Raw genomic sequence first — 25202 nt, 5'->3', positions numbered from 1 at the left:
AAGATAGGAAGGAACCATGTTGTATAAATTTAAAGGATATGCCCCGAAAGCAATGCAGCAACCGTGGGATGGTTGGGTGGCGGATAATGCCACGGTCATTGGTCAGGTTGAGTTGGGACAGAAAGTTAGTATTTGGTTTGGGGCTGTGGTACGTGCCGATAACAGTAAAATCAAATTGGGTAATTTTAGTAATGTTCAGGAAAATGCTGTTTTGCACACCGATGCAGGTATTGAAATGCAGATTGGTGATTATGTGACTATTGGACATCTGGCGATGTTACATGGTTGTACCGTGGGCGATAACACCCTGATTGGTATTAATGCAGTGGTGCTGAATCATGCGGTGATTGGTAAAAACTGTATTATTGGTGCCAATGCTTTAATTCCTGAAGGGAAAGTGATTCCCGATAATTCTGTGGTGATGGGTTCTCCCGGTAAAGTGGTTAAGACTTTGGATGAGTCTGCAGAAGCACGTTTAAAAATGAGTGCGCTGCACTATGCTGAACATTTTCAGCATTTTGTAAACCTAGAGCCTGCAACACTCTAAAATAGAATTTGCATCGTTTAGTCAAACGCATTTTTTAGCTGTAATTACATAGAATTTTATACTCAGGAATTGCAATCTAAGGCATGTAAATCCTCGCGTGAATTTCAGGAGTGGAGTATCATAACGCCAATTTTTGATATTTACTCCTTGAAGGTTGTGCATGAAATTGCTGGCATTGGAAACTGCCAATGAGCAGTGTTCCGTTTCGATTGTAGATGAAACACAGGAACTCTTTTTTCAATTAGATGCGCGAGCAAAAGCACAAACGCAAACCATCTTACCGATGATTGAGCAAGGCTTTGCTGAAACTCAAATTAGTACGGCTGATCTGACTGCAATTGCCTTTAGCCGTGGCCCGGGTTCTTTTAGCGGTGTGCGAATTAATGCGGCAGTCACGCAAGCTTTGGCGTGGGCGCATGATGTGCCTGTAATTCCTGTATCGACTTTGCAGGCATTGGCGCAGGCGGCTTATCGTCTTGAAGGATTAACTGCAGTTACGGCTGTGTTGGATGCACGCATGAATGAAGTGTATATCGCCAGTTTTGAGCTAGATGCACAAGGAATCATGCAGGCGGTTGATCAGGAACAATTATTGAATTATAGCGATGCTGCACAGACGGTACGCTTTCAATTGGTCGGTTCTGGTGCAGGTCTCATTGATCAAGAACAAATACAATACAAAGGCTTAAGTGCAACCGCACAAGATATTGCTACTATTGCACGCGTCTGTGCACAGCAACAGCAATGGGTCAGCGCAGAACAAGCATTGCCTGTCTATTTACGTGACAATGCTTGGAAAAAAATTCCAGAACAAGGCAAGGCATAATTAGGGTTATTTATGGATCTTTTACTGCTGCTCAAAGCGGCAATTATGGGTATTGTAGAAGGGATTACCGAATTTCTACCCATTTCTAGCACAGGACATTTGATTCTCGCTGCAGAGCTAATGGACTTTTGGACCAAAGAAAAAAGCGATGTATTTGTGATTGCCATTCAAATGGGAGCAATTGCAGCGGTCATTTATGAGTACTGGACACGTCTATGGGGCGCAGCCACAGGCATGTTTACTGGCGAAGAAAAAGGTCGACGCTTGGGCTTTGGTCTGATTATGGCATCTATTCCAATTATTCTGATTGGATTGACCTTTGGGCAGACTGTAAAAGAATTACTCTTTAATGATGTTGCCGTGGCGATTGGTTTGATTATTGGCGGTTTTATTATTATGTGGATTGAAAAACATCCACCACAAGTACGTGCCCATGAGGTTGAAGACCTAACTTATCGAGATGCGATTTGGATTGGTCTAATTCAGGTATTGTCGCTGATTCCGGGGACTTCGCGTTCAGGTGCAACTATTATTGGCGCGATGTTCTTGGGTGTATCGCGAAAAGCAGCAACTGAGTTTTCCTTCTTTTTGGGAATTCCTGTCATTATTGGCGCAGGCTTGCTCGACTTATATCAAAGCTATGATGTATTCCAAACTACTGAAGATTGGACCGTACTCAGCTTCGGGATCATCGTCTCTTTTGTTTCCGCACTTTTGCTGATCCGTGCATTGGTGGCTTATGTGGCGAAACGTGATTTTATGATTTTTGCTTGGTATCGTATTGCTTCAGGTTTAATCATTTTATTGTTCGCATTCACAGGTTGGAAACTATGGTAAGCGAACTTCGCTTATACACCGAAGCCGAGTGGCTCACTCAAGCACAGCATTATTCTGCTGTGCTTTTGTCTAGAGGTGTGCAAACGCGCATTGAAACAGTAGAAAAACTCAATGCGCGTTTTTTGCGTTTGAACCCTGAGTTGGCATTGTGTATAGATGCTGAAGGGCTGTGGTTGTGTGCCAATGGTATGAAAATGCAACCCGATTGGAAAGCTGAAGTTGGGCGATTGAAACGTGCCTCTTTAAAATCGGAAATGATCGCTCGCGCCTGCAATTTGTCGGAAAAACCAAGCCTGATTGATGCTACGGCAGGATTAGGACACGACAGCTTGCTCATGGCACACTTAGGTGCTCAAGTCACGTTATTGGAACGTCATCCTATTCTTTTTACTTTGTTGGAAGATGCTAAACGCCAAGCCGCAGATGATCCTTTTTTAGCAAGTGTTGTTGCCCGTATCCAGTTGGTCTTTACAGATTCAGCAGATTATTTACGTAACTGTGCGGTGCAGGGCAAAGTGGTTGATGTGGTGTATTTAGACCCGATGTTTCCGCAGCGAGATCAACATCAACAGGCGCAGAAAAAGCAGGCTCAAGTCAAAAAACAAATGCAGTTATTACATTTGTTGTTACCTGAAGATGGCGAAATGGATTTGGGTGATCATTTACTGGGTTTGGCACAGCAAATTGCCAAACGTGTTGTGGTGAAGCGTCCGCGTTTGGCAGTATTTTTGGCGGGGAAGGAAACCACACATCAATGGCAGGGTGATGCTTGCCGATTTGATGCTTATTTCCAAGCAAATTGGAACAACGGGTAGATTTCTACCACTAAAGCAGTGGCAAGGCGTTCAATGCTTCTATAATGCGCAAAGATTTGTTATATAGTTAAAATTGACAATTGATAATTACGACGACAAGCATAAACTTGGAGTGTGGAAACGCGAGCTGCGATTAACAGAATCCTATGATTGACTTCAAACCCTCCATTAATTTTTGGCACGATTTTAAAAGCAACCAAGCCGCAGGCGTTTGGTTATTTTTGGGTTCGCGACGCTCTTTGCAAATTATTCGTCCTTCTATCTTACAACTGATTTTTTGGGGGATTTTAGGTGGTCTTGCCAATACCTTATTCAGTTGGTTGGTCGCGGGAGAAGTGGGTGAATTTAACCCACAAGGTTTGGTCAGTTATGCCTTGTGGCCCTTTATTGCCTTAATTGTCGGAATTATTCTTTCTCAGCGTGTCAATAACCCGCGTTTATTGTTAGTACCTGCTTTGTTGTGGTTGGTATTAGATACTCACGTTGCATTATTACAAAGCTTGATTCAATACATGGGCATGATGGATGTCTTGCCGTATGTGTTGTATGACTATTTGCCTACCATTTTTATGGTGCTATTTGTTTGGCAAAGTTTGGCAGTGGTATGGGTGTTTTCACGTGAATTGCATTGGCCGTGGTGGGAACGTGCGCTGATTGTTTTGGCGACCTTATTCACTTTGGTAGTTTGGCAAATGTCAGTGAAAAGTCAGCCCATTTGGAAAGTAGAAGAAGTTCCACCAAGTCTAAGCGAAGAAGCTTTTTATGCACAAAGTCGTGTACTCAATAAAGCTTTAGACAGTATTCAATATGGGGAATTTGCTCAATCGCATTGGTACTTTTTAGGTGTTGCAGGGGCGAGTTATCAAGACGTATTTATGTCTGAAATTGAGCGCATTCGTGAACAGTTTGATACCCGTTTTGGTACTTTTGGGCGTTCGATGGTGTTAATTAATAACCCAATGACCCGCAATGTAATTCCAATTGCTTCGCAAACCAGTATTGAATTAGCGCTGCGCCGTATTGGACAGCGCATGAACCGTGAAAGTGATGTGCTGTTTTTATATATGACCTCACACGGTTTAAAAGATCATTTTGAAATTGAAAATGCACCACTTGACTTAAATCAGGTCGATCCGAAATGGTTACGCGATACTTTGGATAAATCGGGTATTCGTTGGCGTGTGATCGTCATTTCAGCCTGTTATTCAGGTAGCTTTGTATCCGCCTTGCAAGATGATAATACCTTGGTGATTACTGCATCGGCAGCAGATCGTGAGTCGTTTGGTTGTTCAAACGAAGCTGATTATACTTATTTTGGTCGTGCCTTTTTTGATCAGGCTATGCGTGAACAAAACTCTTTTGCTAATGCTTTTAATGAAGCCAAAGTGACTGTGGCGAAATGGGAGCAAGCGCAAGGTTTTGAACCTTCAGAGCCACAATGGGCAATTGGTAAAAATATGGAATTGATGTTGCCACAATTAGAGCAGCGTTTGTTTCCTCAAAAAAGTGTTGCAACATCGGCTGAAATTCAATTGAGTGCACAATCTGTTCAATAAGCCAAAGAGGAGAGGGTGATGGAGTTAATTCAGAACAACCGCTGTTTTGAGGGTGAGCAACGGATTTATCGTTTTCATTCAAATGCTTTACAGACTGAAACTCAGTTTGGCATTTTTTTACCAGAACAAGCTTTGGCGGGGCAGGCGTGTCCTGCGGTATTTTATTTGGCGGGTTTAACGTGTAACGAAGAAACCTTTGCGATTAAAGCACATGCGCAGCACATGGCAGCACAATTGGGATTAATCTTGATTAGTCCAGATACTTCACCACGTGGTGAAGCTGTTGCGAAAGGCGACCATTGGGATATTGGACAGGGTGCAGGTTTCTATATCAATGCGACACAATCACCGTGGGCGGCACATTATCAAATGGAAACTTTTGTCACCGATGAGCTTTATCAATTGGTGCTGCAACAGTTCCCAATTCAGGCACAGCACGTTGGCATCATGGGGCACAGTATGGGCGGTCATGGTGCATTGACCCTCGCGTTTAAATATCCTGAAAAATTTAAGTCAGTGTCTGCTTTTGCTCCGATTTGTGCGCCAAGCCAATGCCCGTGGGGTGAAAAAGCGTTTTCGAATTATTTAGGTACAGATCAGCAAGTATGGTTACAGCACGATGCGACTGCTTTGGTGCAGGCCAAAGGTGCATTGTTCAGTGAAATTTTGATTGATCAGGGATTGAAAGATCAATTCTACAGTCAGCTCAATCCTGCATTATTTCAGCAAGCTTGCGATGCGGTTGGGCAAAAATTGAGTTTGCGGGAACATGCAGGCTATGATCATGGCTATTATTTCATTCAAAGCTTTATAGATCAGCATTTGCAATTCCATGCGGTACAATTGCAAGCGGACTAAGCCAAGTACTCAATTTTACGCATTGATTTTTAAACTTTTCTAGGCAAGTTGTTCACTTTTTATTAGAATGTTGAAGACTTGCTTTTTTACCATTTGGAAACATTGCTCATTTGGGTTTGAGTGTCTGGGTAAAATAACGACCGCACAATAAAATAAATAAGGCATCACATGCACAATTCAGAATGGGATTCACCACAACAAGCAACGCCATCTTCCCCGTTTTTTCCAGTGGAACCGACAACGCCACCCGCACGGAATCCATTACTTGGACGGATTCATCATTTTCAGTTTCATGGTAGCGCCTCAGAGTATTTTGGTATTTGGATTGTCAATATTTTGTTGATGATCGTGACCTTTGGGCTGTATGCACCGTGGGCAAAAGTACGTCGTTTGCGCTACTTTTATGGCAATACCGAATTAATCAAACGTCGTTTTGATTTCACGGGCATCCCACATAAAATTTTATTGGGACGTTTAATTGCTATTGGAATTTATGTTGCGATCTCGGTGATTTCCAATTATTCAGTCAAAGCAATGGTCATTGGCGTGGTGGTTTTATATTTAGCTGTGCCGTGGTTGATTCGAGCGACCATCCGTTTCAAGGCGCGAAATAGTAAATTTGGCAATGCCCGTTTTTATTTTTCAGGCAGTAACAAAGAAGCCTATTGGGTATTTTTAAAATGTATCGTAATTAATTTGTTTACTTTGGGCTTATTTTTTCCTGTGTTGGTGTGGATGTATAAGCGCTATTGCCTAGACCATTTATATGCAGGGCAGCTTAAATTTAAGCTGAAAGCAGATTGGCCTGCTTATATGCGCGCGATGTATATGCCTATTTTATTGTTCTTTGGCATTTTGCTTGCTGTCGGGATGATGTTGGCTTTGGCAGGACAGTTGAGTCGCAATCCTACGCAGTTGGTTTGGTTGTTTTTAGCGGTTTATTTGTTGGGGATATTTTTAATTTGGCCGTTGATGTCGGCGCGAATTTTTATCACCACATGGAACAATACCAGTATCAGTCGTAGTGAATTTCAGACCGATTGCGGACAGTGGCACTATACTTGGATTGTGGTGACCAATTGGATTGTGAAAGTTCTGAGCTTGGGTTTAATGACCCCATGGGCAGCCATTCGTTTATATCGCTATCAGGTTGAGTCTTTAAGTCTACATTTAAAAAATGATCCAGATTTGATGATCAATAAACTGCAAGCTGAACATAGCGCACTTGCAGAAGAACTCAGTGATATTTTTGATATTGATGTATCGCTGTAAGCTAGGAGAAGAAGATGGCAGCACAGATCGTGGATGTGGTGTTTTATGATGGTGTAGTGTCTAAACCATGGGCTGCCAAAATCTCTCCTATAGATGCTCAGTCGGTACTTATTCGTTATGGTGAAAATTTACAGCAACAACGACACTATCATTATCAAGACATGATGTTGGTGGGCGCACTAGGTAAAATTCAACCTGTCATTGAACTTAAAGACGATGCACGTATTGAATTTTCCGAAGCCTTGCCTGAATGGTTTCAACTGCGAAATAAACAGGTGCAGCATTCTATTTGGAAATTGGAACGTACGCCAAGCCTAATTGTATTTAGTCTGGTTTTTGTGTTGTTGATGGTATTTGCCACAGTGCAATGGGGCATCCCAAGTGCATCCAAATACGTTGCTTTTCAGTTACCTGCGAATACCTTAAAGCAAATTGGTGATGAAGCAGAGCGTTATATCTTAGACATGACAGCGCCAAGCCAACTGCCCGCAGCGCGTCAGCAGAAAATTCTAACAGATTATCGACAGCTTATTGCAGGAGATACACCTGCCAAAGTGCTGTTTCGACAAGGTGATCGCTTAGGCGCGAATGCTCTGGCAATTCCGAATAACACCATTATTTTGACCGATGAATTGGTGGAATTGGCGGAGAATGATCAGGAAATCATTGGCGTGTTGGCACATGAACAAGGGCATTTGGTAGAACGACACAGCTTGCAACAGGCTTTATCGAGCTTAGGGTTTAGTATTATTTTGCTCGCGATTACAGGAGATGGTACAGATTTAGTTTCGACCTTGCCTGTGGCGCTCGTGGGGGCAAATTATTCACGTAATTTTGAATCTGAAGCAGATTATTATGCTTTAAATACGATGCATGCTCAGGGCATTCCAACCATTCATTTTGCCCATTTTCTGGAGCGTTTGGCAGAAGATGCAGGTGAAGACACCGCCAAAAGCCCTTTGGATTTTTTACAAAGCCATCCTGCAACACAAAAACGTATTCAAGCGGTTAAGGATTTTGAACAAACGCAGCGTTTAGCGCCTTAACATGAAACAGTTAGTACCGTTGCCAAACCGCGCTCAATTCTGTTTGTCCCATACGACTTAAATGATCAAGCACGACTTGTTCGAGGTAACTTAAATCTGTTTCAGTATTTTTTACCTGAATTTCAACTACAAGCTCATGTGTTTGGGGTATAAGTAGAATTGTGGCACTTGGCATCATAATTTGGTATTGGGTTGCGCTTTCTGCAACGTCAAATTTATGTTTCCAGTGGTTGAGTAGACGCTTGGCAATACGGCTTGCTTGCGTTGTTTGAATATGGGCAGAACTGTTCATCATCTGTTGAAACCAGCATGTTGTTCAAATGAGTAATGGTGTTCACCATAACAAAGCCAGACTGAAAGAACAGTGGAGTGCTGCAACAGAGCGTTGCGGAGATAGAATTATCAAATTGGCTGATCGACCTGAATCATCGAACTGAATGATCCAATCGTAACAGAATCCACCACACCAAGCAGTCTTTGCTATAATGCGCCACAATCCCAATATTTAGCTAGGTTCTCCCATGTCCAAGCCTTATTTAATTGCGCCGTCTATCTTATCTGCAGATTTTGCTCGTCTAGGCGAAGAAGTGGAAAATGTACTTCAGGCAGGTGCCGATGTGGTGCATTTTGATGTGATGGATAATCACTATGTACCGAATTTAACTTTCGGTGCAGGTGTATGTAAGGCATTGAAAAACTATGGTATTACTGCACCAATTGATGTGCACTTAATGGTAAAACCTGTAGACCGCATGATTGGTGATTTTCTAGAAGCGGGCGCAGACATTATCACGTTCCATCCTGAAGCTTCAGAGCATATTGACCGTTCATTGCAACTGATTAAATCGGGTGGGGCAAAAGCGGGTTTGGTCTTTAACCCTGCTACACCGCTGCATTATTTAGATTATGTACTTGATAAAGTTGATCAGATTTTACTCATGAGTGTGAACCCTGGTTTTGGTGGGCAAAAATTCATTCCAATGACTTTAGAGAAATTACGTCAGGCACGTCAAATCATTGATGCTTCAGGTCGTGATATCCGTTTAGAAGTCGATGGTGGTGTGGGACCTGCCAATATTCGTGAAATTGCAGAAGCGGGCGCAGATATGTTTGTTGCAGGCTCAGCAATTTTTGGCAAGCCAGACTATAAAACGGTGATTGATGAAATGCGTGCTGAATTGGCAAAAGTTGGCGCAGTCGAAGTATAAATTTCTACAATCACAAGTGCTTATGCTGTGGATAACTTTGTAGATAACCGTATGGATATCTATGTTGATAACACTATGGATAAGCCGATTAATTTATAAACATTTGTACATCAATTGTTTATGACTTATACAAAATAAGTATAAAAAGGATTCAGTCGAATCCTTTTTGTTTATTTTAAATACACTGAATTTATTGAGTATTTACTCAGTTAATTATAAAAATAAGTTGCTTAATATATAACTTGATTGTTTTAGTTGGCTTTTAAATCGCACGGATTCACTCTGTTTTTCAATGCAGAAGATATTGTGTATAAGTGGGGCTTGAATTATATTGAGTGCATTGTAGATTGTGGATTGTACTTGGCAAAAATGTTCAATTCTTGTGCAAGTTCAGGTCTGCATCTTTCATACTCAGGAATTTATTTAGTGCTGACTCAACCCTACAAACAAATGTGGTTTGTTGTCCTGATGGCATTTGTCATAGGGTGGAGTGGTATTGTTAGTGCTGCGGTAAAACCTGCACATGATTGGATGATGTCAAATCAGGCAGCAGGGTCTGAGATTCGACATTCTGCAACCGCAGCGAGTGAAATGACATCTTTACCAGATTGTCATACCACAGCTTTACAAACGCATCCTGAAACCAAGCAGCATATATCTGGGCATGATGCCAAGGCCAACCATCATCTCAGTCAGCACACATCCGCAACGGATACCGATTTAAATGCGGCAGATTGTTATGGCTCGGCTGATTTTTCTACTGCAAAGATGAATTGTCAGGACTGTGCGCAGTTGCATTGTCAAAGCTTAAACAGTGTGTTGAATGTGCAAGTCCCTGAACTGATTCAACCTATAGCATTTACATCGGTCAATATTCTATTGCCTGCTTATCAAGCTCAACATTTACTTGGGCATTGGCAGCAAATTTTACGTCCACCCAAAGCTTAATCCTGAATTCAAAACACCTTTACGTTTTATTTTAAGGATTAAGTCATGTCTAAATTTTATCAGCCTGCGCTGTTTTTAACAGTCTGTGCATTGTGTTCGAGTTCTGCATTTGCTGCGGTCAAGGAATATCACCTGACCATTGCAGAACAAACGGTCAATATCACGGGAAAACCTGTTCAACGTATTACAGTCAATGGACAATTTCCCGCGCCTGCACTCGAATTTGAAGAAGGCGATGAGGCGGTAATTCACGTTAATAATCAATTAAAAAATCAGGACTCATCTATTCACTGGCATGGTTTATTGTTGCCCGGTTTGATGGATGGTGTGCCTGGATTTAATGGTTTTCAAGGGATTAAGCCACAAGGACATTTTGTTTATCAATTTAAAGTACGTCAAAGTGGTACCTATTGGTATCACGCACATTCCAAAGGTCAGGAACAAGATGGTCTATACGGCTCTTTGGTGATTCATCCTAAAGCCAAGCCAGCCGTAAACGCACATGAATACACAGATCGTGATTATGTGGTGATGCTGTCAGATTTTCATGAAAAATCTAGCAATCAAATTCAGAAAGATTTAAAAATTTCAGCCGAGTTTTATCAAAATCAGCGTGAAACCTTAGGTGATGTTTGGCGTCAAGTACAGCGTGATGGGCTAAAAGCCACATGGTCAGACCGCAAAATGTGGAATCAGATGCGCATGCTGAAAACCGACCTTTCCGATGTCACAGGCTATACTTTTTTAATGAATGGCAAGACACCTGAACAGAACTGGACAGGTGTATTTAAGCCAAATGAAAAAGTGCGTTTACGTTTTATCAATGCCTCTGCCATGTCGTTTTATGATGTGCGGATTCCAAACTTAAAAATGACAGTGGTCAGTGCCGATGGTCAGCCAGTCAAACCTGTTACTGTGGATGAATTTCGTATCGGCACTGCAGAAACCTACGATGTGATTGTTGAACCTCAAGCAGCGCATTATCAAATTGAAGCGGAATCAATAGACCGCTCAGGTTTTGCTGTGGGTAGCTTGCAGAGTGAACTTCATTCTGCAACATCAAATCTACAGCTCCCTGCAGCGCGCCCGCGTGCTTTACTCACCATGCAAGATATGGGGCATGCTACAGAGCATTCAGGCGATGATCATTCCAAGATGAACCATGCAACGATGTCTGAAATGGATCACTCAAAAATGAATCATGCAGCGATGTCTGAAATGGATCATTCCAAAATGAACCATGCAGCGATGTCGGATATGGATCATTCCAAGATGAACCATGCAGCGATGTCGGAAATGGATCATTCCAAGATGAACCATGCAGCAATGTCGGAGATGGATCATTCCAAGATGAATCATGCAGCGATGTCGGAAATGGATCATTCCAAGATGAACCATGTAGCGATGTCAGAAATGGATCATTCCAAGATGAATCATGCGGTAATGTCGGAAATGGATCATTCCAAGATGAACCATGCAACAATGTCTGAAAATACGCATACACAACATGGCATGCCTTCAACAGAACACAAAAATGCGGTGGTATATGGATGGGCAAATGCTTCTACACCCGCGGGGCATAAAGCCTTGCACTATGAAGATTTGAAATCGCTGCAGCCACAAGCAGATACACGTGAACCAAGCAGTGAATTGGTCGTGCGTTTAGGCGGTACGATGGAGCGTTATATCTGGACAATCAACGGTAAGAAATTTAGTGATGCCACACCACTCAAGGTGAAATATGGTGAGCGTATTCGGATTAAATTTATCAATGACAGCATGATGGCACATCCAATGCATTTACATGGCATGTTTATGCAGTTGGAAAATGGTCAAACGGCAGCAGAAATGCCGAATAAACACACCTTAATTGTGCCGCCAGGTCAAACTGTAACTGCACTGCTTACTGCAGATGAATTAGGTGAATGGGCAATACATTGTCATTTGCTCTATCACATGAGCGCGGGAATGATGAATAAATTGATTGTAGCGCAGGTGAGTGAAAATGAACCGCTTTCAACCACAGCAATTCAAGCCACTCAAACCCCTTCAGCGACAGCGCAAAAAGGAGCAGCACATGCACAACATTAATCTTTTTGCGAAAACAGTTTTAAGTATTTCTGTCTGCTGCATCAGTACAGTTGGGCTAGCAGCGACAGAGGTGCATAGTGCACATGCCAGTTCAGCAGAGATTGCAACAATTGCAGCTCAGGCTGATACTCAATCGCATCAATCGCATCAATCGCATCAATCGCATCAATCGCATCAATCGCATCAATCGCATCAATCGCATCAATCGCATCAATCGCATCAATCGCATCAATCGCATCAATCGCATCAATCCGATTCGTCCGTGCAAGAGTCGCAGTCACACGATCATCGTAAAGAACATGGTGCGCAGGTGTACGCGGTGAGCACTTTAGATACGCAATGGCAAGTGAATGATCATGCCGAGGGAGTGCTCAAATCTAAATTACAAACTCGTATCGGAACTGATGAAAACAAGTTGTTTGTGAAAATTCATAGCGATAAGCAAGAGTCACAAGCGACTGAATATGATGCCAAGTTGTTATACAGTCGTATGATTTCAGATTTTTGGGATGTGCAAGCAGGTGTGCGTTATCGACACGAAGTGAATCAGCAAGAGCATCAAACAGACCGAGAAGATAAGTTTGACGCTGTGTTTGGCTTACATGGTTTAGCTCCATATTTTTTTGAAACCGATGCTTATTTTTATTTGGGTGAGGATCAATATGCGGCTTTGAGTTTGGAAACCACACGGGATCTGTTATTGACTCAGAAATTGATCGCACAGCCTTATTTAGATGTAGATGTTATTCTGCAGGATGATGCCAAATATGCGAAAAAAACAGGACTCAACCGCGCAGCTGTGGGTGTGGAAATGCGTTATGAAATCAGCAAGAACATCATGCCGTATATCAGTGCAGGTTATGAGTATACGAAAGGTGATCAACACACTGATTGGCAGTCTGCAACCGATTCCGAGCAGAGCGGCTTATATGCGATAGGCTTGCGTTTCAGGTTTTAATGATTAGGGGTATTTATCAATGATTAAGTCAATGGATCGTTGCTGCTTCTAAATAGAATAGATTGTCCCTAAATACATAGGCTTGGTTTATACTGAGCCTATTGTATTTTTGGGTGTGGCGTATGTCTTCATCAACTCAAGATCCTCAATCGAATCAAGATAAAAACTTAGAAAACCAAAATCTAAACAATACTGGCTGTGGTTGTGATACGCAAAAAAATGTAAACCAGCCTTGTGCAACTGCGCCTACACACTCCAAGTCATGTGGCGATACAGGCTGTGGTTCGTCTTGCGATACAGAAAAAAGCTGTGCTGATCAAAATAGCTGTACATCTGCAACGACTGCCAAGGCAGATAAAGCAACAATTTTGGATTCGGAACTTTTGAGTCCGTGGGTGAGTGCATACCATATTCCTAAAATGGATTGTGGCGCAGAAGAACAAATGGTGCGGATTGCTTTGGCAGATCATAATGATATTGCAGCCTTGTCTTTTGATTCACCTGCACGACTTTTAAAGGTTTATCACAGCAACCAATCTGCCACAGAAATTACCCATAAATTAGAAGCATTGGGTTTGGGTGCTGTGTTGCAACAGACTGAAGCCAATACACAAACTGAACTGCCTGTATCTAACAGCGCTGCACAACAAAAAGTGCTATATGCCTTGCTTGGTATTAATGCCGCTATGTTTTTGGTGGAATTAATTGCAGGTTTAATTGCATCTTCGACTGGGTTAATTGCTGACTCCTTGGATATGTTTGCCGATGCCGCCGTGTATGGTTTGGCTTTATTTGTCGTGGGTCAATCCGCCAAGAAACAGCTCAAAGCTGCACATTTGTCTGGTTGGGTACAACTGGGTTTGGCTGCACTGGTTATCTTTGATGTCCTGCGCCGTTTCTTCTTAGGCAGTGAGCCTGAATCCATGTTGATGATGGTCATTGGTGCTGTGGCATTGCTGGCAAACGTCACCTGTTTATGGCTAATTTCAGGGCATAAAGATGGTGGAACCCACATGCAAGCCAGTTATATTTTTTCCGCCAATGATGTGATTGTGAATTTAGGTGTGATTATCGCGGGCGGTTTGGTGATGCTGACAGGGTCGAATTATCCAGACCTGATTATTGGCTTAGTTGTGGCCATGTTTGTATTGAATGGTGCGCGCAAAATTTTAAGTTTAAAATAGACGGATCATCGCTGCGCGGTGGCTTAAATTGCAACAGGAGGAACGACCTCCCTTGTTTGGGTTTTTAGAAATAGTCAAAGTGACTGAACACTCGACAAGAAAAATCTTCAGGACGGCCTGATTTCATGCTATTGAAGGAGGGCGTTATGGCCTGGATGATGTTGATATTGGCGGGTATTTTTGAAGTGGTTTGGGCATACTCCATGAAGTTGTCTGACGGCTTTAGTAAATTAACGCCCAGTATCGTGACTATCTTTTTTATGATTTTAAGTTTTGCGCTTTTGACCTATGCCATGCGTACTTTGCCATTAGGCACGGCTTATACGATTTGGACAGGTATAGGCGCAGTCGGTTCATTTTTAGTCGGTATTTTTGTTTTAGGCGAACCTGCCAGTGCTATGCGTATGTTGGCTGCAGTTCTGATTATTTCAGGTTTGGTGCTTATGAAAATTTCATCCAGCTAACTTGGAATGCAGTCTTTTAGTGTGTGCTCAATAACAGATCGGTTTGAGTTAAAAACAGGATGACCTGATACCCAATCTGCTTGAGGAGAAAAATAATGCAATTGGCATTTACTGAAATGGACACTCCTGTAGGCGTGCTTAAATTGGTGGCTCACGATCACGCATTGGTTGCGGTAATGTGGGATAACGAAGATCATAAACGGGTACGTTTAGCCAGTTTAGTTCGACAAGATGATCATCCAATTTTGCTCAAAACTCAGCAGCAACTCCAAGAGTATTTTGCAGGTCAGCGTCAGCAATTTGATGTGCCTCTTGATTTTGAAGGCACTGAATTTCAGAAGAAAGTCTGGCAGGCGTTATTAAGCATTCCTTTTGGGGAAACTCGTAGTTATAAGCAAATTGCCGAACAAGTTGGTAGTGAGAATGCGATGCGTGCCGTAGGGGCGGCAAATGGCAAAAATCCAATTTCGATTATTGCACCGTGTCATCGGGTGGTGGGTGCAAGTGGAAAATTGGTGGGCTTTGCAGGCGGGTTGGATAATAAAGCGATTTTGTTAAAGTTAGAATCTTCAACTTCAAAAGTTTAAATGACTGAGATTCAACAACAATTTTGATCAAAATAAAATAGAGCAGGGGAAATGTTAAAAACATTATTGTTGCAGTTTTGGTGGCTTATTCTGCTTGTTGCAGGTGTAGGGCTGATCAAAATTTTCAAACCTTTTCTAAAGGGAAAGGTGGGGGAACTCGCAGTAAGTACGCATGTGAAGTTGTATTTAGATGAACGTTATATCTTGTTGAATGATGTAACTTTGCCTGATGAGTTCGCAGGAACAACTCAAATAGATCATATTTTATTGAGTCCTTTTGGGGTTTTTGTGATTGAAACAAAAAACTATAAAGGCTGGATTTTTGGTGGAGAACGCCAAAAAGTATGGACACAAAAAATTTATAAAAAGACCTACAAGTTTCAAAATCCTGTCTATCAGAACTATAAGCATATAAAAGTTTTGGAATCAGTATTGAGCGATATTGTCGAGCCTGAATATCTGCATTCTGTGATTGTATTTATGCCAGACTGTGAGTTTAAGACCTCTTTGCCCAACAATGTTTTTAAAGGCAGTGCATGGGTTGAGTATGTCAAAGGTTTTCGGCATGAAGTCATTTCACCGATGAAACTGAAACGTATTCAGCTGAGAATTGAAAAAGAACTACTTGATAAGTCTTGGAAAACCAATCGTCAACATGTCGAAAATTTGAAACAACGGCACGAACGTTAAAAAGTTGCAATGAAAAACCCTGATACAAGGTGATCAGGGTTTGAAGGAGTTGAACGATAAGCACTAAAACCTTTTCGGAATTTTCTGTCCGTTCGGTACAGGCGTTTCCGCATATTTAAGCACACCAAACAACCAAGTTTCAGCATGTTGTACCGCTTGTTTCAGTTGATCTCCCATTGCCAAGCGCCCTGCAATAAAGCTCGCCAATGAACAGCCTGAACCGTGATATTCACCTTCAAGCCGTGGACAGCGGGTTTCTGAAACCATTTCATTGTTAATATACAGTGCATTACGAATATGATCAGGGGTATCTTCATGCCCACCTTTGACCAAAACGGCCTGCGCGCCCATTGCAAATAATTTAGCTGTTGCGCGTTCTAAATCATCTTCACCCGTTAAGGCACGTAATTCCACAGTATTTGGCGTGATTAAAGTCGCCAGTGGAATCAACTCGACAAATGCCTGAACCAAAGTCGCTTGATTACCTAAAGAACCACCACTATTGGCAACCAAAACAGGGTCAAGCACATATAAATAATCAGGATGTGCACGTAAAAAATCTGCCAGCGCTGCAATATTGTCAGTGGTGCCCAACATGCCCGACTTTACAACTTTAATGGGCAAATCATTCACCACCGCATTGGCTTGCGCCAATAACAATTCTTTAGACGTTGCTTCAAAGCCAAATACTTGCTGAGAGTTTTGAATGGTCAGTGCTGTGCAGGCAATCGCTGCATGTGCACCGCTATTGCCAACGGCTTCAATATCAGCCTGTAAACCAGCGCCACCCGAAGGGTCTAAACCAGAAAAACATAGTACTGTTGGTCGCACACACATATCCTTAATTGCTTCTATTTACGTTAGTATAGGCAACTTTGGAGTAACACTCGATAGTCATTTAGGCACATAGGCTGACATTGTGATAAAGAACCTTTTAATTGATTTAGATGGCACGCTGACCGACCCGAAAGAGGGCATTACCGCTTCTGCGCGTTATGGTTTGGCTAAGGTTGGACATCCTATTGCAGATACGGAAAATATTGATTGGATTATCGGGCCGCCCTTAAAAGCCTCTTTGGCAAAATTACTTCATGTAGATGTGCATGACGTATTGGCAGAGCAAGCCTTAGCAGGCTATCGAGAGCGTTTTGCTGCAACAGGCTTATTTGAAAATCATGTCTTTGAAGATGTTGCTGCAACATTGGCAGATTTAAAACAGCAAGGCTATCGACTGTTTTTAGCAACAGCCAAACCTGAAATTTATGCACGCCAAATTTTAGATCACTTCGATTTATTACAATATTTTGAATATCCCTACGGTAGCGAACTAAATGGTGAGCGTACCAATAAAGCGGATTTAATTGCCTATATTTTGCAGCAAGAACAATTGCAACCTGAACAATGTTTAATGATTGGAGATCGTGAACACGATATTTTAGGTGCACGAGCCAATGGAGTCGATTGTGTTGCAGTCGAATACGGCTATGGTTCGGCTCAGGAGTTAGACTTGGCTGCACCAAAACATAGAATTCAGTGTTTTGTGCAAATTTTGTCGGTGCTTGAATAGTTATCTGGATGAGCGAGATGCTTACATCTGTTTGCATTTCTAGCGCAGTGTTATTGCAAAGATCGTGCTTCAATATTTAATTTGAATATTTAATTTTAATATTGAAAGAGGGTATGTGATGAAGATATTTAGTCAATCTATTGCAGTAGTAGCGGTTTCAATACTGATGACTGCATGTGCCAATCATGCTGCTACATCCACAACACCTACTGCGCAGGTCGAAATGTACACATCATTGCAACATCGACAGTGTGAGCCAGATTCAGGTTTAACCCTTACGGAAATTGTTCAGCGTTTACAGCAAGCACAGATTCAGGTGAAGCGGGCCAGTGTAGGTTCAGATGGGCGGATGTATGCACAGGTCTGTGGTGGTGCAGATGGAAAAATTGCTATTGTCACGATTCCTCAATCTCAGCAGAAACAAGCAGCGGCATTGGGCTTTCAGCCTTACTCACAAATACGTTGAATTAAAGCATAAGTGCTGTTTTTAGTTGTCACCCATAAAAAAACCTCAGTTCTTTGCACTGAGGTTTTTTTACAACCGAATCAGGTTGAGATGTCAGGATACTTGGCGTTTCAAATTTTAGAACTGTGGTTTTACCACGACTAAAATTACAATCGCTAATAGCAGCACAGTCGGCATTTCATTGAAGAATCGCCAGAACTTGTGTGATTTATAATGCGCATTGCCAATCAGTTTTTGGCGGTAATAGCCACAAACCAAATGGTAAATCACCAATAAACCGACCAATGCTACTTTCAGGTAAAACCATAACGCATCGTGGTAATTGCGGGTCGCATCGCCCCAATCTACCAAAAAGTGTGCCGTGATGAGGGTGGCAATCATAGACGGCCACATAATCCCTCGGTACAACTTGCGCTCCATGATTTCAAAACGCTGATGGCTCAGTGTATCTTCACTCATGGCATGGTAAACATATAAACGTGGTAAGTAGAACAATGCAGCGAACCAGCAAACCACGGCAATAATATGTAATGCTTTTACCCATAAAAAAGCATCAGAAGGTGCATCCATCGACTATCCTATAGGAGATTATTCATCCCACTTCTTGAAAATAAGGCAGGCATTTACACCGCCAAAACCAAAACTGTTACTCATCACAGTATTCAATTTTGTGTCGCGTTTTTCAAGTACGATATCAAATGCTTTCGCGCCTTCATCAAGTTCAGTGACGTTGATGTTTGGTGCAATGAAGTCGTTTTGCATCATCAAGACAGAATAAATTGCTTCTTGAACGCCTGCAGCACCCAAGCTGTGACCAGTCATTGACTTCGTTGAGCTAAGAGCAGGCACTTTACCTTCACCAAACGCACGTTCCATGGCTTTCAATTCAGTCACGTCGCCTGCTGGAGTAGAAGTACCATGTGTGTTCACATAGTCAATTGCGTCTACACCGTGTTGTTTCGCTTCGTCTAAAGCCATCAAGATACAACGTGTTGCACCTTCACCGCTTGGTGCAACCATGTCTGCACCGTCAGAGTTTGCAGCATACGCAACCACTTCAGCTAAAATATTTGCACCACGTGCTTGTGCGTGTTCAAGTGATTCAAGAACCACGAAACCACCACCACCTGCAATGACGAAACCATCACGGTCTGCAGAGTACGGACGAGATGCTGTTTCTGGTGTGTCGTTGTATTTAGAACACAAAGCACCCATCGCATCAAACAATAAGCTTTGTGACCAGTGATCTTCTTCACCGCCACCTGCAAGCATTAAATCTTGTTTACCCAATTGAATTAGGTTGTAGGCATAACCAATTGCATCGGCAGAAGTTGCGCATGCACTGGTAATTGAGTGCGCGATACCTTGTAATTTGAACGCAACACCCAAGTTTGCCGTAATGGTGTTCGACATGTTACGTGGTACGAAGAACGGGCCAATTTTACGTGCGCCTTTTTCTTCAAGTAGCTCAATCATTTCTGCAACAGATGCAGTTGAGTTACCGCCTGAACCACCCGCGATACCGTAACGTGGGTTGCCTGCTAAATCTTCTTGCTTTAAGCCCGCATGTTCAATGGCATCTACTGCAGCGTTGTAAGCGTACATCGCACACACGCCCATAAAGCGTTTTAATTTACGGTCAATGTGGTTAAAGTTTTGTTCTGCTGCTGCACTTACGTGGCTTTTGAAATTAAGTTCAGCATAAGTTGGGTTGGAACGTGTCCCAGAAATACCGTTTTGTAAAGAATGAGTCACAGCTTCTAAAGTATTACCAATGCACGAGTTAATGCCCATGCCGGTGATTACAACACGTTTCATCTACAGATCCCTTTTATGGTGATAATGTTGAGCCGAACACCGTGACTGCCAAGCAATCGCTGATACGGTATGACTCATGTCTTACAATTGCGTTCATAATAGCAGAAAGAATTTTGAATTCTTATGGCAAATATGATGCCACTTTGCAGGGAAGATCAAACCGCAGCGAAGCGGTAAATGAGATGCAGGAAGCCAACCAAAAGATACACAATCATATTGAGATAAACTTAGACTACACCTAGTATCTACCCATAAATCATAGAAATTAAAAATGAGGAGTAAGAATGTCAGATTCCAAGAATAAACAATCAAGCGGATTCTTCTCGAATGCGATTGGGGTGGCTAAAAAGCTCAGCAGTACAGGCATCCATGTATTGCAGCAAGTTGCACCGGGTACTGTAGCGAAGGATGAGCACAGTGCAAAATCAGGGCAAATTATTGAAGGTCAGGCACGTAGCTTTAGTGCTTTTCAAGCGCGTCAATATGACAATCCTCAACACATGCTCAGACAGCATGTGCCTCAAGTTTCACGTCAGCTTTTAGGTCGTCACTATAACCGCGTCAATCAGGTGGCGAGTTTTGTGTCGCCCGATTTTTCCGACAAAATTTCAGATTACCTATTTGATCAGTTGAATAGTTTTACTTCCAATATCAGCTCTGTTGATGATGTGCTTGATCAGGCTGGCGTACGCGATTTAGAAGAATTGACTCAAGATGTAGATCGTTCTAAACGAATTAGTCAGGCACTCGCAGAACAAAATAAATGGATTGCATCACTGCAAGGCGCATTGACAGGTGCAACAGGAGTAATCGGTTCAACTATTGATGTGCCTGCATCTATTGTGATGTCTTTGCGTACCATTTATCAGGTGGGACGTGCATACGGTTTTGAACTGAACAAAGACACCGAGCAAGAAATTGTTCAGTTTATTTTTAAACAAATTGATTTAGGCGTCATTGCAGAAAAGCAAGCGGTACTGATGGGGCTAAAAACCTTATCCAATATGCTGCAAACTCATGATGTGCATCAATTACAAAATATGCTCGGTTCAAGCAATGATTATGAGGCATTAAAGAAATACTTCTTGAATGAGCAAGGTCAAGTCAAATGGCCGTGGTTGAATCATGTACCTAAGTTTTCCATGTTGAATAAACTCACGCCTGTAGCAACCGCATCGGTGAGTGCAGTATATAGCTGGAAATTGGTGGAAGATGTGCATCACAAGGCACAGCAAGTGTTTTCCAATGCCCGTAGCTATTTAATTCAGCATAAAGACAGCAATTTATCAGCCATTCATGCGTATGAAAAATCGTTGGAATTGCTGGCACAGGCTGCGCCTAAACTCTTGGAGCAATTGAAGGGCAATGAAGCTAAACATGCGGAGCAAGATGAATTAGTAGCGGGGCAAGAGCGCGCGGAATCTGCGCCGTCAGATGCTTTAGTGCAAACCGTATCAGACCATGAAAGTATCCGAGCGGTAAAAGTGCAGAAAAAATCGGACAAAGTGGAAACAACTGCAGCACAACTCGATGAAAATATTCAGCAAGGTCTAGAAGAATTGGCAGATCAAATGCTAGAGCCACATGCTGAAGTTGCACCGCAAAAACCTGCTGTACCTGCAGAAAAAATTGATGAATATAGGCTGGAAGATGCTTTGGAGCCAGTGGAAGATTCAACTCAAGTGGCTGAAACTGTTTCGGAAAATCCAGTAACATCAAGTACAGAAACTGCAAAGCAGGTTACAAAAAAGCCGAGAACTCGTACAAGTACTCGCAAGCCAAAAGCTGAATAAAAACAAGTGATAAGTAGAAATTTGGTTGGTATTTTAACTGCCTATGAAATATTGACCATTTTTCTATCTTCGCTTACAATTGCATGCCCTCAAAAAGTAGTATGTTTTTGGGGCTTTTTATTAACGGGAGAATTGCCACATGGCAACAACAAATCAGTTGATCCGTAAGGGTCGTACGACTTTGGTTGAAAAATCAAAAGTTCCTGCGTTGAAGGCTTGTCCACAACGTCGTGGTGTTTGTACACGTGTTTACACAACTACACCTAAAAAACCTAACTCAGCAATGCGTAAAGTTTGCCGTGTTCGCTTAACTTCAGGTTTTGAAGTTTCTAGCTACATCGGTGGTGAAGGTCACAACCTACAAGAGCACAGTGTTGTTCTTATCCGTGGTGGTCGTGTTAAAGACTTACCAGGTGTACGTTACCATACCGTTCGTGGTTCTTTAGACTGTGCTGGTGTGAAAGATCGTAACCAGTCACGTTCTAAATACGGTGCTAAACGTCCTAAGAAATAATCTTTTAAAGATTAAGCCCTTAGTTCGTAGAACTGCAATCCTTTATCGTCTCGCTTGTCTGATTTCTGCATTTAATTTTGTGAAATTCAAGCGACGTGTAGTAAGGCCAGCGAAATGCACACGACACTTTGTGCTACGGCTGGATCACCCTGAAGTGTCATATTTATAGGTAGTTTAAAATGCCAAGACGTCGCGTAGTCGCTGCTCGTGAAATCCTTCCGGATCCTAAATTCAGCAGCCAAACAATCGCTAAATTCATGAACCACGTAATGCAAGATGGTAAAAAATCTATTGCTGAAAGTATCGTTTACGGTGCTTTAGACCGCGTTCAAGAAAAATCTAAAGTAGACCCAGTTGAATTTTTTGAAGCTACGCTTGAAAAAGTTCGTCCAATGGTCGAAGTAAAAGCACGCCGTGTTGGTGGTGCTACTTATCAAGTTCCTATGGAAGTACGCCCATCCCGTCGTACTGCTTTAGCGATGCGTTGGTTGGTAGATGCTGCTGCTAAGCGTTCTGAAAAAACTATGGCGTTACGTCTTGCTGGCGAGTTGCTTGATGCATCTGAAGGTAAAGGCGCAGCGATCAAAAAACGTGAAGATGTGCACCGTATGGCTGAAGCCAACAAAGCCTTCTCTCACTACCGTTTCTAAGCGGATAAAACAGGCCCTAATCAGGAGGGTGATGAATCGGTTGTCACTGAATTGTCATCAAATCGCTTTAAGTTGCTAGGCAGCTTAAAGCGTCCTGTTTTAAACAACAAAATTTAGGAATGCTAGAAATCATGGCACGTCAAACCCCAATTTCTCGTTACCGTAACATTGGTATCTCTGCGCACATCGATGCGGGTAAAACAACAACTTCAGAACGTATTTTGTTCTATACAGGTGAAAGTCACAAACTTGGTGAAACTCACGAAGGTTCAGCAACAACTGACTGGATGGAACAAGAGCAAGAACGTGGTATTACTATTACCTCAGCAGCTGTAACATGCTTCTGGAAAGGTATGGCTAACCAGTTTGACCAACACCGTATTAACGTAATTGACACCCCAGGACACGTTGACTTCACAATCGAAGTTGAGCGTTCTATGCGTGTTCTTGACGGTGCATGTATGGTTTACTGTGCTGTAGGTGGTGTACAACCTCAGTCTGAAACTGTATGGCGTCAAGCAAACAAATATAAAGTACCTCGTTTAGCGTTCGTGAACAAAATGGACCGTACAGGTGCAAACTTCTTCCGCGTTGTTGAACAAATGAAAACTCGCTTGGGTGCAAACCCAGTGCCTATCGTTGTTCCAGTGGGCGCAGAAGACACATTCACAGGTGTTGTTGACTTAATCGAAATGAAGTCAATCATCTGGGATGAAGCTTCACAAGGTATGAAGTTTGAATACGGTGAGATTCCAGCTGACCTTCAAGCAACTGCTGAAGAATGGCGTACGAACATGGTTGAAGCTGCTGCAGAAGCATCAGAAGAACTCATGGACAAGTACCTAGAAAATGGCGAACTTTCTAAAGAAGAAATCGTTGCTGGTTTACGTCAACGTACATTAGCGGGTGAAATTCAACCTGCAATGTGTGGTTCGGCATTCAAAAACAAAGGTGTTCAACGTATGTTGGACGCAGTAATTGAATTCTTACCTGCACCAACTGACGTTGAAGCGATCAAAGGTATCTTAGACGACAAAGACGAAACTGAAGGTTCTCGTGAAGCGTCTGACGAAGCACCTTTCGCAGCGTTAGCGTTCAAAATCATGAACGACAAATTCGTTGGTAACTTAACGTTCGTACGTGTTTACTCTGGTGTTCTTAAAGCGGGTAGCCCGGTTTATAACCCAGTGAAAATGAAGCGTGAGCGTATTGGTCGTATCGTACAGATGCACGCAAATGACCGTCACGACATCGAAGAAATTCGTGCAGGTGACATCGCAGCGTGTGTAGGTCTTAAAGATACAACCACTGGTGATACATTATGTGACGAAAACCACGTAATTACACTAGAGCGTATGGAATTCCCAGAGCCAGTAATTGCATTGGCTGTTGAACCTAAAACTAAAGCTGACCAAGAAAAAATGTCAGTTGCTTTAGGTCGCTTGGCGAAAGAAGATCCATCATTCCGCGTTCGTACAGACGAAGAATCTGGTCAAACGATCATTGCGGGTATGGGCGAGCTTCACCTTGACATCATCGTTGACCGTATGAAGCGTGAATTCAACGTAGAAGCGAACATTGGTAAACCAATGGTTGCATACCGCGAAACGATCAAAAAGACGATTGAGCAAGAAGGTAAATTCGTACGTCAAACTGGTGGTAAAGGTAAATTCGGTCACGTATTCGTACGTTTAGAGCCGCTTGATCCTGAAGCTGGTAAAGACTACGAATTCGCTGAAGAAGTTGTAGGTGGTGTAGTACCTAAAGAATTCTTCGGTGCAGTAGACAAAGGTATCCAAGAACGTATGAAGAATGGTGTCTTGGCTGGTTACCCAGTTGTAGGCATTAAAGCGACATTATTCGACGGTTCTTACCACGATGTCGACTCTGACGAATTATCGTTCAAAATGGCGGGTTCTTACGCATTCCGTGACGGTTTCATGAAAGCAGATCCTGTTCTTCTTGAGCCAATCATGAAAGTTGAAGTAGAAACTCCAGAAGACTACATGGGCGATATCATGGGTGACTTAAACCGTCGTCGTGGTATGGTTCAAGGTATGGACGACTTACCTGGTGGTACTAAAGCAATTCGTGCAGAAGTTCCACTTGCAGAGATGTTTGGTTACGCAACACACATGCGTTCTATGTCTCAAGGTCGTGCGACTTACTCTATGGAATTTGCTAAATATGCTGAAACTCCACGTAACGTGGCAGATGGCATCATTGCTAAATTCCAGTCTGGTGGTAAAAAAGGTGACGACGAGTAATCTTTCGATTACTATAAGCGCAAACTAATTCATAGTTAAAAAACCTAATGCTCATGGAGTGATCCTCCATGAGTTGTTTTAAAAAGGAAGATCTCATGGCTAAGGCTAAGTTCGAACGTAATAAGCCACACGTTAACGTGGGCACAATCGGTCACGTTGACCATGGTAAAACAACTTTAACAGCTGCGATTGCTACAGTATGTGCACGTAAGTTTGGTGGTGAAGCGAAAGATTACGCTG

Annotated in this window: 27 protein-coding genes; 23 read left to right on the top strand and 4 right to left on the bottom strand. The window is 42.5% G+C overall.

The annotated features are described in order from the left end of the window. Positions 1–16 precede the first annotated feature (16 nt). The 8 genes from FTU09_RS11170 to FTU09_RS11135 all read left to right on the top strand — a co-directional run bounded on the left by FTU09_RS11170 (position 17) and on the right by FTU09_RS11135 (position 7757). On the top strand, positions 17–547 hold the full coding sequence (locus tag FTU09_RS11170; RefSeq protein WP_131261917.1) for a gamma carbonic anhydrase family protein: 531 nt from the start codon (positions 17–19) through the stop codon (positions 545–547). Between the two features lie 160 nt (positions 548–707). Beyond that, positions 708–1373 (top strand): tRNA (adenosine(37)-N6)-threonylcarbamoyltransferase complex dimerization subunit type 1 TsaB, encoded by a 666-nt coding sequence (tsaB, locus tag FTU09_RS11165; protein ID WP_096902124.1) that lies wholly within the window; start codon positions 708–710, stop codon positions 1371–1373. Positions 1374–1385: 12 nt separating this feature from the next. Beyond that, the gene (locus FTU09_RS11160) at positions 1386–2210 is read left to right on the top strand and encodes an undecaprenyl-diphosphate phosphatase (protein ID WP_104852431.1); all 825 of its coding nucleotides are present in this window, start codon (positions 1386–1388) and stop codon (positions 2208–2210) included. Next, on the top strand, positions 2204–3025 hold the full coding sequence (locus tag FTU09_RS11155; RefSeq protein ID WP_180080339.1) for a class I SAM-dependent methyltransferase: 822 nt from the start codon (positions 2204–2206) through the stop codon (positions 3023–3025). Before FTU09_RS11160 ends, FTU09_RS11155 begins: the two co-directional genes overlap by 7 nt. A gap of 146 nt (positions 3026–3171) precedes the next feature. Continuing rightward, on the top strand, positions 3172–4581 hold the full coding sequence (locus tag FTU09_RS11150; protein ID WP_070154323.1) for a C13 family peptidase: 1410 nt from the start codon (positions 3172–3174) through the stop codon (positions 4579–4581). Between the two features lie 18 nt (positions 4582–4599). Then, positions 4600–5439 carry an S-formylglutathione hydrolase gene (gene fghA / locus FTU09_RS11145; RefSeq protein ID WP_004975242.1) on the top strand — a complete coding sequence of 280 codons (840 nt, stop codon included), beginning with the start codon at positions 4600–4602 and terminating at the stop codon, positions 5437–5439. A 168-nt stretch (positions 5440–5607) separates the two neighbouring features. After that, entirely contained in the window at positions 5608–6711 is a 1104-nt protein-coding gene (locus tag FTU09_RS11140) for a YjgN family protein (protein WP_180080336.1), read from the top strand. Positions 6712–6725: 14 nt separating this feature from the next. Beyond that, positions 6726–7757 (top strand): M48 family metallopeptidase, encoded by a 1032-nt coding sequence (locus FTU09_RS11135; protein WP_179990899.1) that lies wholly within the window; start codon positions 6726–6728, stop codon positions 7755–7757. Between the two features lie 10 nt (positions 7758–7767). Here the strand turns inward: FTU09_RS11135 and FTU09_RS11130 are convergent, their stop codons facing one another. Further along, entirely contained in the window at positions 7768–8049 is a 282-nt protein-coding gene (locus FTU09_RS11130; RefSeq protein WP_026438437.1) for a DUF2218 domain-containing protein, read from the bottom strand. A 229-nt stretch (positions 8050–8278) separates the two neighbouring features. Between FTU09_RS11130 and rpe the strand changes: the two genes are divergently transcribed. The 8 genes from rpe to FTU09_RS11090 all read left to right on the top strand — a co-directional run bounded on the left by rpe (position 8279) and on the right by FTU09_RS11090 (position 15887). Continuing rightward, positions 8279–8965 (top strand): ribulose-phosphate 3-epimerase, encoded by a 687-nt coding sequence (gene rpe / locus FTU09_RS11125; protein ID WP_004975246.1) that lies wholly within the window; start codon positions 8279–8281, stop codon positions 8963–8965. Positions 8966–9391: 426 nt separating this feature from the next. Further along, positions 9392–9913, top strand: a complete 522-nt coding sequence (locus FTU09_RS11120) for a hypothetical protein (RefSeq protein WP_373685376.1) — start codon at positions 9392–9394, stop codon at positions 9911–9913. 45 nt (positions 9914–9958) lie between these two features. Continuing rightward, positions 9959–12004, top strand: coding sequence for a multicopper oxidase domain-containing protein (locus FTU09_RS11115; RefSeq protein ID WP_004975248.1), 2046 nt, complete (start codon positions 9959–9961; stop codon positions 12002–12004). After that, positions 11991–12962 carry a copper resistance protein B gene (locus tag FTU09_RS11110; RefSeq protein WP_180080333.1) on the top strand — a complete coding sequence of 324 codons (972 nt, stop codon included), beginning with the start codon at positions 11991–11993 and terminating at the stop codon, positions 12960–12962. The genes FTU09_RS11115 and FTU09_RS11110 overlap by 14 nt, the downstream gene beginning before the upstream one ends. A 122-nt stretch (positions 12963–13084) precedes the next feature. Further along, positions 13085–14146 carry a cation transporter gene (locus FTU09_RS11105; RefSeq protein WP_004975253.1) on the top strand — a complete coding sequence of 354 codons (1062 nt, stop codon included), beginning with the start codon at positions 13085–13087 and terminating at the stop codon, positions 14144–14146. Between the two features lie 146 nt (positions 14147–14292). Then, positions 14293–14610, top strand: a complete 318-nt coding sequence (sugE, locus tag FTU09_RS11100) for a quaternary ammonium compound efflux SMR transporter SugE (RefSeq protein WP_180080330.1) — start codon at positions 14293–14295, stop codon at positions 14608–14610. A gap of 95 nt (positions 14611–14705) precedes the next feature. Next, complete coding sequence (locus FTU09_RS11095; RefSeq protein WP_004975257.1) at positions 14706–15197, top strand: methylated-DNA--[protein]-cysteine S-methyltransferase; 492 nt, start codon at positions 14706–14708, stop codon at positions 15195–15197. Between the two features lie 51 nt (positions 15198–15248). Continuing rightward, positions 15249–15887 carry a nuclease-related domain-containing protein gene (locus FTU09_RS11090; protein WP_004975258.1) on the top strand — a complete coding sequence of 213 codons (639 nt, stop codon included), beginning with the start codon at positions 15249–15251 and terminating at the stop codon, positions 15885–15887. A 63-nt stretch (positions 15888–15950) separates the two neighbouring features. On the opposite strand, the gene FTU09_RS11085 is transcribed toward FTU09_RS11090, so the two are convergent. After that, the gene (locus FTU09_RS11085; RefSeq protein WP_131261907.1) at positions 15951–16718 is read right to left on the bottom strand and encodes a hydroxymethylpyrimidine/phosphomethylpyrimidine kinase; all 768 of its coding nucleotides are present in this window, start codon (positions 16716–16718) and stop codon (positions 15951–15953) included. Positions 16719–16806: 88 nt separating this feature from the next. On the opposite strand from FTU09_RS11085, the gene FTU09_RS11080 reads away from it, so the two are divergent. Both FTU09_RS11080 and FTU09_RS11075 read left to right on the top strand, forming a co-directional pair. Further along, positions 16807–17454, top strand: coding sequence for an HAD-IA family hydrolase (locus FTU09_RS11080; RefSeq protein WP_180080327.1), 648 nt, complete (start codon positions 16807–16809; stop codon positions 17452–17454). A 118-nt stretch (positions 17455–17572) separates the two neighbouring features. After that, positions 17573–17920 (top strand): hypothetical protein, encoded by a 348-nt coding sequence (locus tag FTU09_RS11075; protein WP_004975264.1) that lies wholly within the window; start codon positions 17573–17575, stop codon positions 17918–17920. 117 nt (positions 17921–18037) lie between these two features. Here the strand turns inward: FTU09_RS11075 and hemJ are convergent, their stop codons facing one another. Both hemJ and FTU09_RS11065 read right to left on the bottom strand, forming a co-directional pair. Beyond that, a complete protein-coding gene (gene hemJ, locus FTU09_RS11070) occupies positions 18038–18490 on the bottom strand; it encodes a protoporphyrinogen oxidase HemJ (protein WP_004975266.1) in 453 nt (150 codons plus the stop codon). A gap of 18 nt (positions 18491–18508) precedes the next feature. Next, the gene (locus tag FTU09_RS11065) at positions 18509–19738 is read right to left on the bottom strand and encodes a beta-ketoacyl synthase N-terminal-like domain-containing protein (protein WP_004975268.1); all 1230 of its coding nucleotides are present in this window, start codon (positions 19736–19738) and stop codon (positions 18509–18511) included. Between the two features lie 284 nt (positions 19739–20022). On the opposite strand from FTU09_RS11065, the gene FTU09_RS11060 reads away from it, so the two are divergent. From FTU09_RS11060 to FTU09_RS11040, 5 genes are all read left to right on the top strand, one after another. Beyond that, on the top strand, positions 20023–21531 hold the full coding sequence (locus FTU09_RS11060) for an EcsC family protein (RefSeq protein WP_179989098.1): 1509 nt from the start codon (positions 20023–20025) through the stop codon (positions 21529–21531). 139 nt (positions 21532–21670) lie between these two features. Continuing rightward, a complete protein-coding gene (rpsL, locus tag FTU09_RS11055) occupies positions 21671–22045 on the top strand; it encodes a 30S ribosomal protein S12 (protein WP_000246374.1) in 375 nt (124 codons plus the stop codon). Positions 22046–22224: 179 nt separating this feature from the next. Further along, complete coding sequence (gene rpsG / locus FTU09_RS11050; RefSeq protein WP_004975277.1) at positions 22225–22695, top strand: 30S ribosomal protein S7; 471 nt, start codon at positions 22225–22227, stop codon at positions 22693–22695. 131 nt (positions 22696–22826) lie between these two features. Further along, positions 22827–24962 (top strand): elongation factor G, encoded by a 2136-nt coding sequence (fusA, locus tag FTU09_RS11045; protein ID WP_180080324.1) that lies wholly within the window; start codon positions 22827–22829, stop codon positions 24960–24962. Between the two features lie 95 nt (positions 24963–25057). Next, on the top strand, positions 25058–25202 hold a 145-nt coding region (locus tag FTU09_RS11040; protein WP_257218308.1), incomplete at its 3' end, for a GTP-binding protein.

It is taken from the genome of Acinetobacter sp. YH12058 (assembly GCF_013419805.1).
GTDB classification, from domain to species: domain Bacteria; phylum Pseudomonadota; class Gammaproteobacteria; order Pseudomonadales; family Moraxellaceae; genus Acinetobacter; species Acinetobacter towneri.
The sequence above is the reverse complement of the archived record's forward strand: the minus strand, read 5'-3'. Positions and strand labels throughout refer to the sequence as shown.

Bases quoted from the DNA above. Each gene is read 5' to 3' on its own strand.
- FTU09_RS11170 (WP_131261917.1), top strand. From the start codon at position 17: ATGTTGTATAAATTTAAAGGATATGCCCCGAAAGCAATGCAGCAACCG.
- tsaB (WP_096902124.1), top strand. From the start codon at position 708: ATGAAATTGCTGGCATTGGAAACTGCCAATGAGCAGTGTTCCGTTTCG.
- FTU09_RS11160 (WP_104852431.1), top strand. From the start codon at position 1,386: ATGGATCTTTTACTGCTGCTCAAAGCGGCAATTATGGGTATTGTAGAA.
- FTU09_RS11155 (WP_180080339.1), top strand. From the start codon at position 2,204: ATGGTAAGCGAACTTCGCTTATACACCGAAGCCGAGTGGCTCACTCAA.
- FTU09_RS11150 (WP_070154323.1), top strand. From the start codon at position 3,172: ATGATTGACTTCAAACCCTCCATTAATTTTTGGCACGATTTTAAAAGC.
- fghA (WP_004975242.1), top strand. From the start codon at position 4,600: ATGGAGTTAATTCAGAACAACCGCTGTTTTGAGGGTGAGCAACGGATT.
- FTU09_RS11140 (WP_180080336.1), top strand. From the start codon at position 5,608: ATGCACAATTCAGAATGGGATTCACCACAACAAGCAACGCCATCTTCC.
- FTU09_RS11135 (WP_179990899.1), top strand. From the start codon at position 6,726: ATGGCAGCACAGATCGTGGATGTGGTGTTTTATGATGGTGTAGTGTCT.
- FTU09_RS11130 (WP_026438437.1), bottom strand. From the start codon at position 8,049: ATGAACAGTTCTGCCCATATTCAAACAACGCAAGCAAGCCGTATTGCC.
- rpe (WP_004975246.1), top strand. From the start codon at position 8,279: ATGTCCAAGCCTTATTTAATTGCGCCGTCTATCTTATCTGCAGATTTT.
- FTU09_RS11115 (WP_004975248.1), top strand. From the start codon at position 9,959: ATGTCTAAATTTTATCAGCCTGCGCTGTTTTTAACAGTCTGTGCATTG.
- FTU09_RS11110 (WP_180080333.1), top strand. From the start codon at position 11,991: ATGCACAACATTAATCTTTTTGCGAAAACAGTTTTAAGTATTTCTGTC.
- FTU09_RS11105 (WP_004975253.1), top strand. From the start codon at position 13,085: ATGTCTTCATCAACTCAAGATCCTCAATCGAATCAAGATAAAAACTTA.
- sugE (WP_180080330.1), top strand. From the start codon at position 14,293: ATGGCCTGGATGATGTTGATATTGGCGGGTATTTTTGAAGTGGTTTGG.
- FTU09_RS11095 (WP_004975257.1), top strand. From the start codon at position 14,706: ATGCAATTGGCATTTACTGAAATGGACACTCCTGTAGGCGTGCTTAAA.
- FTU09_RS11090 (WP_004975258.1), top strand. From the start codon at position 15,249: ATGTTAAAAACATTATTGTTGCAGTTTTGGTGGCTTATTCTGCTTGTT.
- FTU09_RS11075 (WP_004975264.1), top strand. From the start codon at position 17,573: ATGAAGATATTTAGTCAATCTATTGCAGTAGTAGCGGTTTCAATACTG.
- hemJ (WP_004975266.1), bottom strand. From the start codon at position 18,490: ATGGATGCACCTTCTGATGCTTTTTTATGGGTAAAAGCATTACATATT.
- FTU09_RS11065 (WP_004975268.1), bottom strand. From the start codon at position 19,738: ATGAAACGTGTTGTAATCACCGGCATGGGCATTAACTCGTGCATTGGT.
- FTU09_RS11060 (WP_179989098.1), top strand. From the start codon at position 20,023: ATGTCAGATTCCAAGAATAAACAATCAAGCGGATTCTTCTCGAATGCG.
- rpsL (WP_000246374.1), top strand. From the start codon at position 21,671: ATGGCAACAACAAATCAGTTGATCCGTAAGGGTCGTACGACTTTGGTT.
- rpsG (WP_004975277.1), top strand. From the start codon at position 22,225: ATGCCAAGACGTCGCGTAGTCGCTGCTCGTGAAATCCTTCCGGATCCT.
- fusA (WP_180080324.1), top strand. From the start codon at position 22,827: ATGGCACGTCAAACCCCAATTTCTCGTTACCGTAACATTGGTATCTCT.